The following is a 16,084-nucleotide window of genomic DNA, read 5'->3' on the forward strand; positions in this document are numbered from 1 at the left end:
CCATTACCCGGTATTCCTACGGGGTAATGGCTGTTGCATCATGTATTATACATACTTGCTATTATATTTGGCGTTAAAATCTTCATCCGATTTCACGAGATAAATAATCCCCTCAATCAGCCCCAGAAATCCTGGAATGGCCGTCCATGATAAAAGAAGGTACGCTATGCCCCAACCAATTCTTCCTAAATAAAATTTATGTATACCTAATGATCCAAGCAGAATAGCTAGTACACCGGCTACCACTTTATTCTTCATTTCTTTCACCTCCCAAGCTATTGCATTGTATCATATATTCTTTAAAAATCACCATTTTGAAAAGACAAAAATTAAAGACTATATGATCTGCTGCTACAATAACTATAGGAAAAAAATCAAAAAAGATGAACCCTGTTCATACAGAGCCCATCTTTCTTTACTTCTTTATAACCTGATCCATTAAGCTGCCATTTCACGGCAAATTTTTGCACAAGCAAAACATGCTTCTGCACATTGCTGACAATGGTCGTGGTCATGTTTTTTACATTCGTTACCGCATGCTTCGCAAGCCTCTGCACAAGCTAGACAAATGGCTTTCGCATAACTACTGTTCATTGACATGGCATGCGCTGCAAACTCGCATAGATCAGCACATTCCCGGTCCAGTCGGATGCATTCTTTCATCATTTCAACGTGTTCCTCATCCAAGCAAGATGAATAACAGTGGTTACAAGCAGCCATACATTTTAAACACGCTTCAATACACTCTTTGTAATTTTGGTTTATCATTGTATGCAACTCCTCTCTATGTTTATGTAAATAGAATCAATCCCTACTCTCTATTACCCTAGGACGAAATATAGTAACATTTATTAATTATATCGATAAGTCACAGTGCAGATCCCTCACATCAGATCGAAGACTTACTCTCTCCAATCTCACCTTCTCTGAATACGAACCACAACTCGGCCTATGCTGCACTATCAGAAGTTTTCCTAAAGCCAACCGTTACACCGTATTTTCATCAACAAAAAAACTGCCCGACCCATGGTAAGGATCGAGCAGGCTGGTCTTCATATCTAATGAATACTTTAGAACAAAATTCTTTTATTTATAGTGCATACGAACATTTCGAATAATTAATTAACAGAAGTCGCTGTCGCAACCTTCTCTTTAACAGCAGACTCAGCTGCAGCATTCATTTCTTTTTGAGGTGCTTTCGTCTCATATTTATCCCAGCGCACAAAATTCTCTAGGATAATTACCATGACAACCCCAATCACAAGTCCATTAGACAGAATCGGGGTTAAGAGCGGTGGAAACTCGGTAAACGCAGAAGAAGGTATATTCATGATGCTGATTCCTATGAGTACCGGAAGAGCCACACGATAGATCGTTTTGGGATTGAAAACTGCCCCTTGGAACGTCCGAATCGCTGTACCAAACATCTGTAAGTAAGCTGCAAAAAGCACTGCATTTCCTACGGATAAAGGAAGCTGCGCTAACCATCCGCTAAGAGAAGGAAATACCCCTACCAAGATAAACATGACGGAGCCTGCAAATAGAGCAGCTCGCCGCAGTACCTTTGTATTTTCAAGAAAACCAATAGAGGAAGCAAACGTACCAAAGGGAATGAGCCCGAGACAACCGCCCAGAATGGAAAAGAAATTCGTAAACAAAAATGATCTTCTGTACTGTTTCTCTGTTGTCTCTCTCTGATACATTTTACTTGCTGCGATTAAGCTCGTTAAGGTATTCGTCATATTCACAAGGCCCGCGATCAGACCAACTAAGATAATCCCCGGCTCAAGCTGTGGTGTTCCCCATGGAAACCAGTGCCACACTCCATTTGCTCCTTCCGCAACAGAGCGCGCACTCTCTCCGCCCCCGAACAAAATCGCATAAGCAATCCAGCCTACAACAATTCCGCTCAGCAAAGAAAACTGTCCGAATTTACCTTTCCCTTTAATATGAATAATGGCGACAACCACAATAATGAAGAGTGACAGACCAGCAAGCGACAAATCCCACTTCCCTGTCTGATCATATCCGATCATGCCTTTAAAAAAGGTGTTGGCCAGCTGAAATGTGAGCAGAAGCAAATATACACCCATAACAATTGGCGTAAAAATACGCTGAAGTACTTTTAAAAATCCGCACAGCGTAAGGATAATTACGAGTATACTTGATAAGACAAAACCGCTGGTTAGACTTGCTGCGACCGATGCGAGAGAAAGCCCCATCGCCGGTGCAGACGCGCATATACTGAGAACAAGTCCCCACCATACGCCAGCTGGCCCATCCATGAGAGCATAACGATGCCCCCATATCACTTGTATGATACAGAGAATTCCGGTCAGTATGAAGGAACGCTGCATCGACCCCGCAATCTCACCCGGCGCAAGCCCAAGTGCATGACCAATGGATAGGGGTACCATAACTGTGTTTGTAAACAAAAAGAAAAGCCACTGCACACCGGCAAGCAGCACACTAAATGAATATCTTGATTTCAACTGTTCCATCATTTCTATTTCCCATCTTTCACCATCATAATTACATAATCTTTGTATATCTTTATTTAGCCCCTGCCTGTTCTAAAATGGAAATCATTTCGGTGTAACCATGCCTCTTGGCATGCTGTAAAGGCGTAACCCCATCACTGTCGGCCAGATTAACATCCACTCCATGAGAGACAAGCAGTTTCACAATTTGGGTATGGTTTACCCCGCCATCGCCAAGAATGACAGCTTCAAGCAGAGCAGTCCATCCTAAATTGTTAACATGATCAATATCTACATCCGAATGCTGAAGTAAATACTCTACAATCTCCACATGACCTGGGTCAGCAGCAGGAATAAGGGCAGTGCCGCCAAAACGATTCGTTATGCGGGTATCCGCTCCAGCTTCCACCATTAGCTTCACGATCTCTAACTTGCCCTCGGCACCTGCATAGAGCAGTGGATTGTCATTCCGTTGATCCTGGAGATTGAGATCGGCCCCTGCATCAATCAATGCTTTTACCGTATCTTGCTTATCGTTATGAGTCGCTGCCAGGATCGCTGTTCGTCCTTTGGCATCTGTTGTATTTATATCTACACCTGATTCCACTAATGCTAAGACTCGGTCTGTTTCACCACGTTCAGCTGCCTTGATTAGTTCTGTTGGCATCACTTCTCCACCTTCCTTGTTTACTTCTTCCCTGGATGGTTCATTCGAAGGATGATTACAACCTAAAAGCATGAGTACAAGTACACAAATGATTCCTGCTCCAGGCAACCTCACATTATCCCTCCATCGCTATGCTATGTTTGTATGGTATCATGAGCATAACTATATTAAAAATATTTAATACCTTGCAAAAGTATATGGAATTCATATAGATATCGACAAGGAGAGCTTACCTATGGATATTAAGCAATTACGTTATTTTATCGCGCTTGCAGAAGAACTGCAGGTGACTTCCGCTGCACAGAGACTCCACATGTCTCAGCCTCCGCTTAGTCAGCAGCTCAAGATGATGGAAACGGAACTCGGTGTACCGCTGTTTCATCGTAATGGACGTCACCTTGAGATTACCTCTGCAGGTAAAACACTGTATGAGCATGCACTCAGCATCACACGGATGATGGAAGAAGCGAAAGCCGAAGTGAAAGAATCGGGAATTGGTGTACGAGGTAAACTTTCTATTGGAATTAATACACTATCTGATGAGCGGCTCCCTGAGATTTTGAGTACGTTTCGCACCCTTTATCCCAAAGTAACCTTCAAAATTCAGCAGAATGAGACAAACACACTTGCTAAGCTAGTAAAAGAAAAGATCCTTGATGTAGCGATTGTGCGCCTCCCCATTTCACTTGAAGATTATGATTACGCGATTGTAGGCGCAGAACCTTTATACTTTGTCACAGGAAAAGAGGATTCCCCGCCTCAACCGGTCACAGCAAACGGTGCTATTTCCTATGAGGCCATTTCGGAATATCCACTTATCCTCCCTAGCACGGAGGGACTTGGACTCTATCACTTAATTTTGGATCAATTTCATGCTCGAGGACTCTCCCCTGCTATTGTCGGGGAATGTTCCGATATTGGGATATTGGTAGAACTTGTAGCTTCCGGTTTTGGGGCATCTATACTCCCGCGTTCCTCATTACACCGATATGATAACCGTGATATTCAGACATATGAAATTAATGGTCCTCAAGCCACCTCTAGTTCTGCCGTGATCTGGCTAAAACAGCATTATCTCAGCAAGTCCGCTCAAAAACTAATTGAGTTACTTACTTCCTCTTCATCTATATCTTCTTATAACTAGATCCAAAAAGTCGGATATGCACGATTACTCCGTATGTTGTTGATGATGAGTGCGATGAGCACGATGATCAGAGAACCAATAAGTACAGGTGAAACAAGATAACTCCACCCATATCCGCCCAGCATAATAATGATGGGGTCTGCTCCAGCTGGCGGATGGGTCGTCTTCGTTAACATCATCAGTGAAATTGCTAAGCCCACAGCAAGTCCGATCGCCCAAGGTTTAGCTCCAATGAGATGGTAGGCTGCTAACCCAACGAGTGCCGATACAAAGTGACCGCCGATAATATTACGGGGCTGTGATAAAGGAGCATTCCATACACTAAATGCGAGTACACAGCTTGCTCCAAATGGAGCCATTAACCATTCAGAAGAGGTCATACTTGTGAGAAATGCTAGAATCGAGATGGTTAAGAATCCCCCGATCAGTCCAGTTAGTGAATCTTTTACATCAATTTGCAGCGGACTGCTGCCTGCTCCTTTCATCTTTAATAGATACCCTTCGACGTTCATTCTTTTCATGGCTTACCTCTTTCCTTATGATTTTCTTTATACACAAAACCAAATTTCTTTAGAAAAGTAAAGAGTTTTTTTCCAAAATAAAAAAACCAACCCATAAAATGAGCTGGTTTAAATAAATGAATTTTAGGGGAACGGTTTCAATTAATGAAGTGGGCTGCATTCAGCCCCCATCATGTTTTTGTTATGCGTTTTATTCCGATCAGTTAAAGAACGCATAGCGAAAAAGTTGCTCTCTTATACGTTTTATTGGATAATATTTACTACATTACAAGCTTGGAGGAATATTATTACTATGAAACAAATGAACCATGTAACCAAGATAGTGATGGCATTCACTTTAGCTAGTGTCACCGTTCTGAGCGTAATTCCTGTGTTTGCCTCAAACGAAACAGTGACCCGATCCCAAGACATCCAAACTCTTGATGTTGATTATGAGTATAAAAACGAGTCCTTTTTAGGCACTACCTATAAAAATAATTTCTATATCGAACCATATTACGGCTGGGCAAAGATCTGGATTCACAACACATCATCTGATACTGTCACTGTCAGGGTTACCCAGAATACACTTACAGGAAAAGAAAAGATGTTTTTTTACCTTAGCTCCTGGCGAACAGTTGGCTAAAAAGGGTATTAAACCTTGGTCAACAGGTACTCACTGGATCAGCATCGCCGCTAAAAATGGAAAACCATTATCAGGACTCCTCACTGTTAAGTTGGCAAAAACAAAAGATCTACTATGATCAAAGTCATGATCTTGTTTTTTTAAAAAATGCCCCCTTGAACTCATCGGCTCACCCAAACAGGTGTACCGTCAGTCCTAAGGAGGCATGATCTAATAAATTCAATCACACAAACCACTGTTTTAAAATTAATCCTTTATTTACGTACCACTGTGTACCCTTTATCCTGAAGCAGCTTTATAACGCCATGTTCACCCAAATAGTGTCCTGCGCCAACAACGATGAAATATTCTTCTTTCTTGTCGCTTTTCAGGTAACCGTCGATTTTATCTGCCATCCCGATATTTCGATCGACCAGCATCGCTTTATAAAACTCAGGTTCGACAGCCATGCTGTTGGTGAATTCAAGTAACATTTCATCATTCCCTGATTTCCACATATCGGCCATTTGGTCCACACTATCATCAAGGGTATCAAAATCGTCTAGCGCAGTCTTCAAATTCCGCTCCTGCAGCTCCTTGGAGAAATCATCAAACATGCCAAGTTGGGACTCATAGGATTCTAGCTCCAGAACTGGTATTTTGCGCTCCATCGCTTTCTGGATGAAATACAGATCAATACCTGCAGCTGCTTCGTACCCTGCTGTCATTGTTTTCAGAGTACTGATCGTTGTCTCGACCACCCAAGGCTTATATGCATCTAGTGCATTCTTTTCCATTCCATTTTGCTTCAGAATTTCTTCAAGCTTCGCATAAGTTTCCTTGGACACATGGTCCTTCAGCGTAGTTCCATCCTGGTACATTCCCATATTCGTAATCAATTTTTGTTGCTCTTCATCTACGGCTTTGCTAATATCGATCTCTACACCTAAATAATCCGCTTCAGCAAAAGCTTCCTCATACTCTGAACGCAGTGGGTAGAAACTATCATCTGCAACATGCATCGATCCAACGAGATATACGGTATTCCCGTTGTTCTCCACTTCCCACATGAAACCGCGAGCAGCTTCACCCGATGTCTTGGAAACCAAAAGTACAGTGCGGGAATTTCGATCCCAGTGAACTTCGTAACCTGCGGCTTCACCCACCGTACGAATTGGAACATAGGTTACACCGTTAATCAGTTTCGTCTTACTTTTCAGCGTGATCTGCTTGCCGTCAACAACCGCTTGAATGGTTCCATTCTGGACATGGGACAGCTTAACATTTAGAGCCTCGAGTGTTGTTCTCAGCGGCACCATCGTTGTGCCCTGGTCAACTATAGGTGTACTTGTTGCAAATTCAACTTTTTGATCGTTTATCTTTAGTACCGGTTGCTGTGGTGCAGCTAATGCAGGGGCGGCTGAGGCGAGCATACCTGCTGAAATAATGAGCGATAAGAGCGATTTTTTCCAATGGTTCATGTTAGATTCTCCTTATTTATGAATAATAGAATGTAATCCAGTAGTACCTTAAATAAAAATCAACTCATTATAAACGTGCTGCTGTGGCTGGGCTGCTGTGTGTGCAATTATATTTTAATTACATTTTAAAAGCCTTCATCGCCTTACGAAGTTCCGCTACGCTCGGACGTTTACCGTACATCAGTACGCCCGTACGATAAATCTTCGCGGACAGCCATCCGAAACCTAAGATCGCTGCAATCAAAATGACTAACGATACCCAAATCTGCCAAACTGCGATCTCTCCCATTCCGACCCGAAGGATCATCACCGTTGGAGCAGTGAACGGCACATAACTTGAGATTTGAACAAGTAAGCTGTTCGGCGTTCCCATACTGAAGATCCCGATATAGAAAGCAGCCAGAGACAGCATCGTCATTGGTGTAAGCGCCTGACCTAAATCTTCTGTACGACTGACAATGGAACCAATCGCAGCAAACAGAACCGCATACAAGAAATAACCAAAGATATAGAATAATAGTCCGTAAAAGAGTACATCCAGATTAAGTAAAGTTAAATCAATGTTCATGGAACTGAGCATTTCTTTATTATGAGGCAGCATGAGATTTGCGAAGATCGTAAGTCCAAAGATCCCAATCTGTGTCAAACTCAGCAAGAAAATACCGATGATTTTACCAAACATTTGTGTCAGTGGAGACACACTGGTGATCAGAATTTCCATAATCCGTGAGCTTTTCTCTGCGGTAATTTCGGAAGCAATCATATTCCCTGTCATTACGGTAGAGAAGAAGAATAGAATCATGAGCACATAGACAAAAGCATAGTTCACACCTTGTGAAGCGGCATCCTCTGTATCTGCGGTAGGTGAACTGTTTTCTACATTAATTTCTTTCGTAATCAGAGATACCGGTGTGCTGATATCTGCAATCTGTTGTTCGGTAAGCGAGTTCTGTGCGATCACTTTTGTTTTCGCATTTTGAATGGCAAGTTGCAGCCACGTTGCCACTTCGGAAGATACATCCCCGTCTGGAGAATAGTAGGTAGCCAAAGGTGAAGCAGATCCTTCCATATTCTCAAGAGTTACGTATCCATCAATAATCTCATCATTTATATCCTGGCTTAACTTCGATTCGTCTGCTGATTCGTAGGATACAAGATTAAATACAGGAGTAAGGAGACCGTCGGTATAGAGCTTTAGTTCATCCCCAACAGCTTGCTGCTCAGGATCCGATATCACAAGACCAATGGATGGAACCTCCGCACGTGTAGCGCTGCTGTTCTCTTTCTCTTCACCTGTAAAAGAGGAAATAATATAGGGAAGATTCATACCAATCGTCATGAGAATGACAAGGATGAGGGTCGTCACTTTAAAAGCTTTCGTCTTCGCCTTCTGCTTGTAGGTAAATCCGATAATCGTCCCAAGTTTATTCATTACCTGTTCCTACCTCCTTGATAAAGATTTGATTCAGTGTCGGTTCTTTGATCTCAAAATGCTCCACTGTGGCGGTTTGTAATGCTTTTTGCAGCACAAGCTGAGCCGCCTCCATGGAACGAATCGTAATCAGATAGCCTCGCTCCATTCGTTCCACCTTCGTAACACCCGGAAGCAGCTCCAGTCCACTCACTTCTTCTGAAGTGATCAGACGTACCTGTTCCCGCGGGTATCTAGATTTAATCTCTCTAATGCTTCCCTCTACTACGGAATTACCGCGGTGAAGTATGGTGATATTCTGACACAGCTCTTCGACGTGCTCCATTCGGTGTGTCGAGAACAAGATGGAAGTCCCTTCATCTCGCATTTCTTTTACCGTTGATTTCAGCAGCTCCACATTCACGGGATCAAGACCACTAAATGCTTCATCTAAAATCAGGATTTGCGGGCGATGGACAACAGCTGCGATGAATCCCATTTTCTGCTGATTCCCCTTAGAAAGTTCTTCAATTCGTTTGTCGTAATACTCGGGCACCTCAAATTTTTCAAGCCAGTATTTTAAGCTCTCGTCCGCCTCTTTTGCTGACATTCCGCGTAGACGACCTAAGTAATTGATCTGTTCACTTACCTTCACCTTCGGATACATTCCACGTTCTTCAGGCAAGTAACCCATCAGATGCTGAAGTTCAGGACTGAATGATTTGCCGTTGTAGCTGATCTGTCCCCCATCAGGATAAATAAGTCCAAGCACCATACGCATCGTTGTCGTTTTCCCTGCCCCATTGGCACCAAGCAATCCATAGATTTCTCCTTCTTTCACCGAAAGAGTGACCCCATTTACAGCAAGTTTGTCTCCATACTGCTTCATTACTTGGTTCAGTTCGAGTCGATTCATTTGATATGCTCCCCCTTTTTCATTTCCCAGCCTGCAGGTCCATGCCCCTGAATCCAGTACATTAAAATTTCCTCCAGCTCCAGTACTCTTGCTTTCAGCGGCAGCAGACCCGCTTCCTCTAACACTTCAAGTACATCTGCTGCACGCGTTGTTACTATTCTACGAATCCGTTCCGTTTCCTCTGACCATTCCAAAACTCCAGGCAAATGAGCAGGTTTGATCTCCCCTTCGTACCAAATCTCTCGCCAGCTATCAAGCAAAAGATCCTTCTCCACCATGCCGAGCGTCTGTCCTTTGTGCATCAGGATAATGTAATCTGCCAGCTTTCTGATCTCATCAACAATATGAGTCGCAATAATAATGGTAGTATCCCCTTGCTGCATATACAGCTGGAGCTCTGTTAGCATCTGCTTCCATGCGAAAGGGTCCAGCCCCGAAGAGGGTTCATCCAAAATCAGCAGTTTAGGCCGAACAGCCAGCGCGGCGGCTAACTCAAACTTGCGCCGTTCTCCCTTGGACATTTTCTTTAATCTGCTGCCTCGGGGTACCTCAAACTTGGTAAGCAGTTCTTCGAATAAAGCGGCATCGAAGCGGGGATACCAGAATGCTCGGAATTCGGCTGCTTCTTCTACGGTAAGTCGATCCTCCTCTGGGCTTGAATACTCAGTGACGGATCCTATTCTCTGGCGGAGCTCAAGCGGAAGTTCCTCCTTATCATATTGCTCACCAAACCACAAAATGTGTCCTGCTTCAGGAATCACCACTTTTTGCAGCATACTCAGAAGCGTTGTTTTTCCCGAACCATTCGGCCCGACAAGTGCATAAATATATCCTTCAAGCAGTTCTAGGTGAATGGGTCCGATTGTTCTGTCTTTTCTTGATTTATACACCCCTTGCATGGAGATTACTGAGTGTTCGGTCATTTCTCTGTCTCCTCCTTCTCCCTATAGAACTCATTCATCACTTCAGAGAACCAGTGATCCAGTTCTTCACGAGTGCTGCCGACCGATCTGCCTACTTTTGCCGCCTGAATCAGGGCCTCTTTTACTGCAGCCTGTTTGTAATCTTCTTTTTTATCTATCCCTACCTGAGCAACAAAGGTTCCTGTACCTTGCTTCGTACGAAGCAAACCTTCATTCTCTAGGTCTTGATATACTCTTCGGACAGTAATGACACTGCATCTAAGATTGCTAGCAAATTCACGTATTGAGGGCAATAATGTCCCCTCCTTGATTTGACCAGTAATAATAAGCGATCGCAATTGACTCTCTATCTGGGAATATAAGGGTTCAGCGCTACTCTCATTGATCTGTATAGGTATGTTCACGCGGTTGCCTCCCCCTTTACTATAAAATGATTGGTATTTCTTCGCTCTGTTCACTAACTGCCCCGAACAAAATGGACGATATTAGCTTACATCTCTTAATAACATTTTTTTCTTCGTACGCTTAAAAGAAAATATCATCAGCACGATTCCAGATACAAGCATAATCCACATCCCTGGAGCAAGTAACCCCCACTGCTGACTATGCTCTATCGAAAACTGAATCAGGTTCCAATCAAGTATGGCTGCTGTGAGCGCGATGAAAAAGAATACAACAAAAGCTAACGTCGTATATGCAAAATAAGCTTTCCCGCTCACTAGCAATTCCCAGTAGATAAAAAATGTGTTCCAGATAACTCCATACCCGATCCATAGTAGTGAAAAAGCGAGAACTTGATCAAACCTAAAATGTTCAAACCGCAGGGCAAGAAAATAGATTACAGTGAAATAGATGACACCGTTAACGGCAAAGGCAACCAGCATCTGAAATATACGGCTCCATATGATGGTAGATGCAGGTATCGGTAATCTTCGCATATACGATAACATTTGGGTATAGGAGTCATCCTGTAAATAACGGAATGATCTTCTCGAGAAAAAGAAGCCCAAGAACGGGATAAAAAGCAGGAATATATTATCTACTAAAAGCGTGTGTACCTGAGCTTCCATACCTCTTAACCCCGTACCGGTAAGAAAGCCTCCCGTAATTGCCGCTGTATATAGAGTAAAGAGAATTGTCCAGATCCAATTAAGTCGGTCTCGCTTAAGTTCCGTTTTCGTCATCCACCAAGCTTGCTTCCATATTGTTACCGTCATGATTCCATCCCCTCCACCGATCTAGGTGTGATTACTGTATATATCTTTATACACAGTATATAAACCATAGCTTGTCCATGTCAACCTTTTTCTTCCATGAAATAAAAAATAACGATAAAGCCTATGAACACCTAGTAAGAACAGTGGTAAGGAGAGCTGTTGGGAGGACACTGTTAGGAGGGTACAGTTAAGAGAGTACAGTTCGGAGAGCACAAGTTCGGAGAGCACAAGTTCGGAGAGCACAGTTCAGAGAGCATTGTTCGGAAGCACAGTTACAGATTAGAGGGCATTTTCCGCACAAAAAAAGGAGACGCTCGTCTCCTTTGCTCGTATTTCATTATTTTTTTGCTTGATCGTTCACATCATGAATCATTCATGCCTTATATCTTTAAGCACCTATAATAACTTCCCAGACAGGCTTCGTATGTCCTCCTGGATAAAGGATATAGAGCAGTGTATACACAAGGACCCCTGTTGTGGCAGTGAAGAACCAGATCATAGAAGTTACTCTGCCGAGCCGCCTGTGTTTTGCATATTTTTCTTTGTAGCCCCATAGGAGGGTTGTAATTCCGAATATCGCTCCCACGGTAGCCATTACAATATGGAAAATAAGAAACACTTGATAGAATAACTTTAAATGATCTGGCCCGCCCCAAGCCGTATTTCCTACAATGATTGTGCGCGAACTGTAGATAATGAAGAACAGAATTGCTGCCCAGGCACCGGCAAGCATCATTTTCTTATGCGCTTCTCGTTGCCCCCGGATAATAAGTACCCATCCGATCCCCACCAGTACTGCACTTATCACGATAAAAGCCGTACTTAGTGTAGGCAGCCAAAAATATAAATCCATGTTCCTTCCCCCCGTGTCCTTCATGCTGGTGAATCTTACGTAATACCCTATATCTCGTCTACCTGCTTAGATACGTTTGGAATAATCTCTTCCTCTTCACTCCGCTCTTTCTTGTACCACTGAAAAAAGACATACGCGAGCATAATTCCAAAAATCAATTCTTGGATCATCTTCATGATCACTCCGCCTACCTGCTGATCCTGCTGTGCATTCGGTAACAAATTAAAGTAAGAGGGTCCGCCGACAGATTGCAAGAGGATCTGAGGATCACCCGAGTAACAGTACCCCATCGCAGTCGCCCAAACGTTTGGATCACTATAAGTTGCAAACAATGGTTCTGAAGCAAAGATAATAAGCCCGCAGGCCGGCGTAAGCAGTACCATGTTTAGAAAAATAAACCCGATCTTAGCAAGGCTTGATCCCCTGTCCCGCTCTGGAACAGGATGAACTAAGGATCCCCACATCAGGAGCGACGCAATGAATAGAACGATGTAATAAAGTCTATGTACTGCAAAGTTCAGCATGACGTAGTCATGCACGATCGGTATATGATAGATCGAAAATAGTCCGTTAAATAAAAGTGCCGCCACAATAGGTTTTCCTAAGAAGGAAAAAGATTTTATTAATGGATAGTCAAGAACTTTACGCCAAACCCAGGATGGAATCCCTCTCATAAGCAGCGGCGGTGCAGCGATATAAGACAGCGCCATACTAATCATGTGAAAGGTGAACATGGTATGTCCCAGTAGGCTAATCGGGCCTCCTTGTGCCATATAGAGAATAAACATCCCGCATACAAACATAATTTTCTGCCGTGAGGTCGTCTTCTCCGTTATTCCTGCACCATAAGCAAGCGGGCCAACCATTACAAAATAAAGTGCTGTCAGTATAAGCATCAAAGCCAAAAATAATGGACTCCATACGTCCCCAAAACTAAAGTATTCTAGTCCAAGCATAATTTCCCTCCTGCCTTGCTTCATGACAGTAAATAAATGGATTTATGAAAAGGAGAAAAGGCAGCGAAAAAGATTCGCCGCCTTCTACTGTTGTTACCACCATACCCAAAATAACGCGGTAATAATGGCCGTAAAGGCCACGAAAAATCCGAATGCCATAAAGATGAGAGGAATAAAATGTCCTTTGTCCTTCATGTGCATCCAGTAAGCCATCTGGATAACCACTTGTAGAACCGCCATTGTGAGCAAGAGAATGATCGTAAAGGTTGTGTTCACTCCGCCTGCAGCCACTGCTCCAAAAGCGATCAAAGTTAAACCTATGGAGAAAATAAAGGCAACCACATGCTTTTCTGGCCCTTCCGGGCGATGACGATGCTTGACACTGTTATTGCCAGCCTGTTCATGACTTGCCATGGATTAAACCACCTTTCCCAGTAGATAAACGACCGTAAAGATGAATACCCATACCACATCGATAAAGTGCCAATAAATCGCAGACACATAGATCTTGGGTGCGGTGACGACCGTCAACCCTTTTTTGTACAGTTGCCCTATTAGTATGCCAATCCAGGCAATACCAAATGCGACGTGAGCACCGTGGAATCCAACAAGCGTATAGAAGGCGGAACTAAAAGCACTTGTTGTCATACCAAAGTTCTTGTGAACAATGTATTCATAGAATTCATAGATCTCTAAACTAAGAAAGCCAAGTCCAAGGATAACCGTAACAATAAGCCAGAAAATCAGCTTTTTAACATCATGTTTGTGCATGGCTTGAATAGCGAAAACACTCGTTAAACTACTCACTAACAGAATGAATGTGGCAGCTCCCACAAGGGGCAGATGGAACAGTTCATTTGCTGTAGGACCCTCTACTGTCTGATTACGAAGCGCAAGGAATGTAGCAAACAAAGTACCGAACAGTACCGCCTCTCCTCCAAGGAAAAGCCAGAAACCAAGGACCTTGTTGCGTCCTTCCAGTGTTGCTTTTTCAGGTTCGTGAGGCAGCTGACCGTTTACAGCTTCTGTATGTGGTGATGTCATAGCTTAGCCCCCTTATCTTCCAGTTCCTCGGGATCAATATGCCATCCATGATCATCGAACAAGGAACGTGCGGCCATAGATCCGAATGTAATGAGAAGACCAATGATAACCACGATATAATTATTGAATAGGAAGTTCATAAATCCGTTGCCAAACTCGTCGTTTGAGAACATAAAACCCAGACCTGCAATGAAAATCCCTACAGACATCAGGAATGGAAGCGGTGTGGCAGAAGGCATGTGAATAGGACCAAGCGGCTCTGCAGGTGTCATTTCTGTGTTGCCTGCCATTTTTTCTTTCCACCAAGCATCAAGACCACGTACCAACGGAATTTGCGTAAAGTTGTGTTCTGGAGGCGGAGATGGAATGGACCATTCCAGTGTACGGCCATCTTCCCAAGGATCATTAGGTGCATCCGCTGGTTTTCTGAAAGTAATAACCACATTAATTAAGAACAAAATAACGCCGATAGTCATCAAAAATGCTCCGATGGTACTAATATAGTTCAGTTCATCAAACCCTTGATCCGGCGCATAGGTTGCAACCCGGCGCTGCATTCCCAAAAGACCGAGGAAATGCTGAACGAAGAAGGTGAGATGGAACCCAATAATAAAGAACCAAAACGTAATTTTGCCAAGCGTCTCATTAAGAAGACGTCCAAACATTTTTGGCCACCAGTAGGTGAGTCCTGCAAATATGCCCAGTACGAGACCACCCACAATAACATAGTGAAAGTGTGCTACAACGAAGTATGTATCATGGAACTGAAAGTCCGCAGGTGCTGATGCGAGCATAACACCCGTCACCCCGCCCATTACAAAGGTAGGTAAGAAACCGATCGCATACAAGTTCGCTGTTGTAAAGCGAATCTGTCCTCCCCACATCGTAAAGAGCCAGTTGAATATTTTGATCCCGGTTGGTACGGCAATCAGCATGGTAGAAATAGAGAATAGTGCATTAGCAATCGTACCGAGACCGGTCGTAAACATGTGATGCGCCCATACCATGAATCCCAAAAATGCAATCAGGATCGTTGCAAATACCATCGAGCTGTATCCAAACAATCTTTTTCTTGAGAAGGTAGGAATAACTTCTGAAATAATACCGAAGGCCGGCAAGATCAAGATATATACTTCGGGATGCCCGAAGATCCAGAATATATGCTGCCATAATACAGGGTTACCGCCGCCTTCTATACTAAAGAAGTTTGCACCCAGAATCCGGTCAAAAGTTAACAGGACAAGCCCAACCGTAATCGCTGGAAAAGCAAATAGAATCATAGCGGATGTAATAAATGTCGTCCAAGCAAACATCGGCATGCGCATAAAGGACATCCCTGGTGCACGCATCGTAATAATCGTAGCGAGGAAGTTAATCCCCCCGATCAGCGTACCGAGACCCGCAATCTGCAGTCCAATGGTGTAAAAATCAACCCCATGTGTCTCACTGTATGCGGAACTTGCCAGCGGCACATAAGAAGTCCATCCGGCATCCGGAGCTCCGCCCATCACCCAGCTCAGGTTCAGCAGGATTCCTCCGAAGAGAAACGTCCAGAAACCCAGTGCATTAAGGAATGGAAATGCTACGTCCCGCGCCCCAATTTGAAGAGGGAGGATTGCATTCATAAAAGCAAAGATAATCGGCATAACGCCTAGGAAGATCATCGTTGTACCGTGCATCGTAATCAGTTCATTAAATAGCTGTGTACTAACAATCTTGCTATATGGTTCCATCAGCTGGAGACGGATCAAAATCGCTTCGATACCGCCGATACCAAAAAACAGAGCGCCTGCCATCAAATAAAGTATTGCAATTTTCTTATGGTCAACCGTCGTAATCCAATCCATCAGTCCGGTATACCGTTTAA

19 protein-coding genes are annotated in these 16,084 nt (G+C 43.5%); 3 read left to right on the forward strand and 16 right to left on the reverse strand.

Going from position 1 to position 16,084, the window contains the following annotated elements; all coding sequences use genetic code 11:
- Nucleotides 1-45: 45 nt before the first annotated feature.
- Entirely contained in the window at nucleotides 46-258 is a 213-nt protein-coding gene (locus tag PV403_RS17955; protein ID WP_213534925.1) for a TM2 domain-containing protein, read from the reverse strand.
- Between the two features lie 25 nt (nucleotides 259-283).
- On the opposite strand from PV403_RS17955, the gene PV403_RS25325 reads away from it, so the two are divergent.
- The gene (locus tag PV403_RS25325; protein WP_374705835.1) at nucleotides 284-442 is read left to right on the forward strand and encodes an IS3 family transposase; all 159 of its coding nucleotides are present in this window, start codon (nucleotides 284-286) and stop codon (nucleotides 440-442) included.
- Here PV403_RS25325 and PV403_RS17960 read toward each other — a convergent pair.
- The 3 genes from PV403_RS17960 to PV403_RS17970 all read right to left on the reverse strand — a co-directional run bounded on the left by PV403_RS17960 (nucleotide 439) and on the right by PV403_RS17970 (nucleotide 3,261).
- Nucleotides 439-768 (reverse strand): four-helix bundle copper-binding protein, encoded by a 330-nt coding sequence (locus PV403_RS17960; protein ID WP_213534932.1) that lies wholly within the window; start codon nucleotides 766-768, stop codon nucleotides 439-441. The genes PV403_RS25325 and PV403_RS17960 overlap by 4 nt on opposite strands.
- 350 nt (nucleotides 769-1,118) lie before the next feature.
- Nucleotides 1,119-2,504 (reverse strand): uracil/xanthine transporter, encoded by a 1,386-nt coding sequence (locus tag PV403_RS17965; protein ID WP_213534934.1) that lies wholly within the window; start codon nucleotides 2,502-2,504, stop codon nucleotides 1,119-1,121.
- 49 nt (nucleotides 2,505-2,553) lie between these two features.
- Nucleotides 2,554-3,261 carry an ankyrin repeat domain-containing protein gene (locus PV403_RS17970; protein ID WP_332085506.1) on the reverse strand — a complete coding sequence of 236 codons (708 nt, stop codon included), beginning with the start codon at nucleotides 3,259-3,261 and terminating at the stop codon, nucleotides 2,554-2,556.
- Between the two features lie 121 nt (nucleotides 3,262-3,382).
- Here PV403_RS17970 and PV403_RS17975 point away from each other — a divergent pair, with 121 nt between their 5' ends.
- Nucleotides 3,383-4,291 (forward strand): LysR family transcriptional regulator, encoded by a 909-nt coding sequence (locus PV403_RS17975; RefSeq protein WP_213534936.1) that lies wholly within the window; start codon nucleotides 3,383-3,385, stop codon nucleotides 4,289-4,291.
- Here PV403_RS17975 and PV403_RS17980 read toward each other — a convergent pair.
- Nucleotides 4,288-4,812 carry an HPP family protein gene (locus tag PV403_RS17980; protein WP_332085508.1) on the reverse strand — a complete coding sequence of 175 codons (525 nt, stop codon included), beginning with the start codon at nucleotides 4,810-4,812 and terminating at the stop codon, nucleotides 4,288-4,290. The genes PV403_RS17975 and PV403_RS17980 overlap by 4 nt on opposite strands.
- A 292-nt stretch (nucleotides 4,813-5,104) precedes the next feature.
- Here PV403_RS17980 and PV403_RS17985 point away from each other — a divergent pair, with 292 nt between their 5' ends.
- Entirely contained in the window at nucleotides 5,105-5,437 is a 333-nt protein-coding gene (locus PV403_RS17985) for a hypothetical protein (protein ID WP_213534938.1), read from the forward strand.
- Nucleotides 5,438-5,691: 254 nt separating this feature from the next.
- Here PV403_RS17985 and PV403_RS17990 read toward each other — a convergent pair whose 3' ends face one another.
- From PV403_RS17990 to ctaD, 11 genes are all read right to left on the reverse strand, one after another.
- Complete coding sequence (locus PV403_RS17990; RefSeq protein WP_213534945.1) at nucleotides 5,692-6,897, reverse strand: TraB/GumN family protein; 1,206 nt, start codon at nucleotides 6,895-6,897, stop codon at nucleotides 5,692-5,694.
- 118 nt (nucleotides 6,898-7,015) lie between these two features.
- A complete protein-coding gene (locus PV403_RS17995; RefSeq protein ID WP_213534947.1) occupies nucleotides 7,016-8,329 on the reverse strand; it encodes an ABC transporter permease in 1,314 nt (437 codons plus the stop codon).
- Nucleotides 8,322-9,224, reverse strand: coding sequence for an ABC transporter ATP-binding protein (locus PV403_RS18000; protein ID WP_213534949.1), 903 nt, complete (start codon nucleotides 9,222-9,224; stop codon nucleotides 8,322-8,324). The genes PV403_RS17995 and PV403_RS18000 overlap by 8 nt, the downstream gene beginning before the upstream one ends.
- Nucleotides 9,221-10,147 carry an ATP-binding cassette domain-containing protein gene (locus PV403_RS18005; RefSeq protein WP_213534951.1) on the reverse strand — a complete coding sequence of 309 codons (927 nt, stop codon included), beginning with the start codon at nucleotides 10,145-10,147 and terminating at the stop codon, nucleotides 9,221-9,223. Before PV403_RS18005 ends, PV403_RS18000 begins: the two co-directional genes overlap by 4 nt.
- Entirely contained in the window at nucleotides 10,144-10,551 is a 408-nt protein-coding gene (locus PV403_RS18010) for a GntR family transcriptional regulator (RefSeq protein WP_213534953.1), read from the reverse strand. The genes PV403_RS18005 and PV403_RS18010 overlap by 4 nt, the downstream gene beginning before the upstream one ends.
- An 81-nt stretch (nucleotides 10,552-10,632) precedes the next feature.
- Entirely contained in the window at nucleotides 10,633-11,364 is a 732-nt protein-coding gene (locus tag PV403_RS18015; protein ID WP_213534955.1) for an ABC-2 transporter permease, read from the reverse strand.
- A gap of 388 nt (nucleotides 11,365-11,752) precedes the next feature.
- Complete coding sequence (locus tag PV403_RS18020; protein WP_213534957.1) at nucleotides 11,753-12,217, reverse strand: DUF420 domain-containing protein; 465 nt, start codon at nucleotides 12,215-12,217, stop codon at nucleotides 11,753-11,755.
- Nucleotides 12,218-12,264: 47 nt separating this feature from the next.
- Nucleotides 12,265-13,173, reverse strand: coding sequence for a cytochrome c oxidase assembly factor CtaG (gene ctaG, locus PV403_RS18025; protein WP_213534959.1), 909 nt, complete (start codon nucleotides 13,171-13,173; stop codon nucleotides 12,265-12,267).
- A 93-nt stretch (nucleotides 13,174-13,266) separates the two neighbouring features.
- Complete coding sequence (locus PV403_RS18030) at nucleotides 13,267-13,587, reverse strand: cytochrome C oxidase subunit IV family protein (protein WP_213534961.1); 321 nt, start codon at nucleotides 13,585-13,587, stop codon at nucleotides 13,267-13,269.
- Between the two features lie 3 nt (nucleotides 13,588-13,590).
- Nucleotides 13,591-14,217, reverse strand: coding sequence for a cytochrome (ubi)quinol oxidase subunit III (locus tag PV403_RS18035; RefSeq protein WP_213534963.1), 627 nt, complete (start codon nucleotides 14,215-14,217; stop codon nucleotides 13,591-13,593).
- Nucleotides 14,214-16,064, reverse strand: a complete 1,851-nt coding sequence (ctaD, locus tag PV403_RS18040; RefSeq protein WP_213534996.1) for a cytochrome c oxidase subunit I — start codon at nucleotides 16,062-16,064, stop codon at nucleotides 14,214-14,216. Before ctaD ends, PV403_RS18035 begins: the two co-directional genes overlap by 4 nt.
- Between the last annotated feature and the right edge of the window lie 20 nt (nucleotides 16,065-16,084).

The sequence above is a fragment of the Paenibacillus sp. GYB006 genome (genome assembly GCF_036577645.1).
GTDB lineage: Bacteria > Bacillota > Bacilli > Paenibacillales > Paenibacillaceae > Paenibacillus.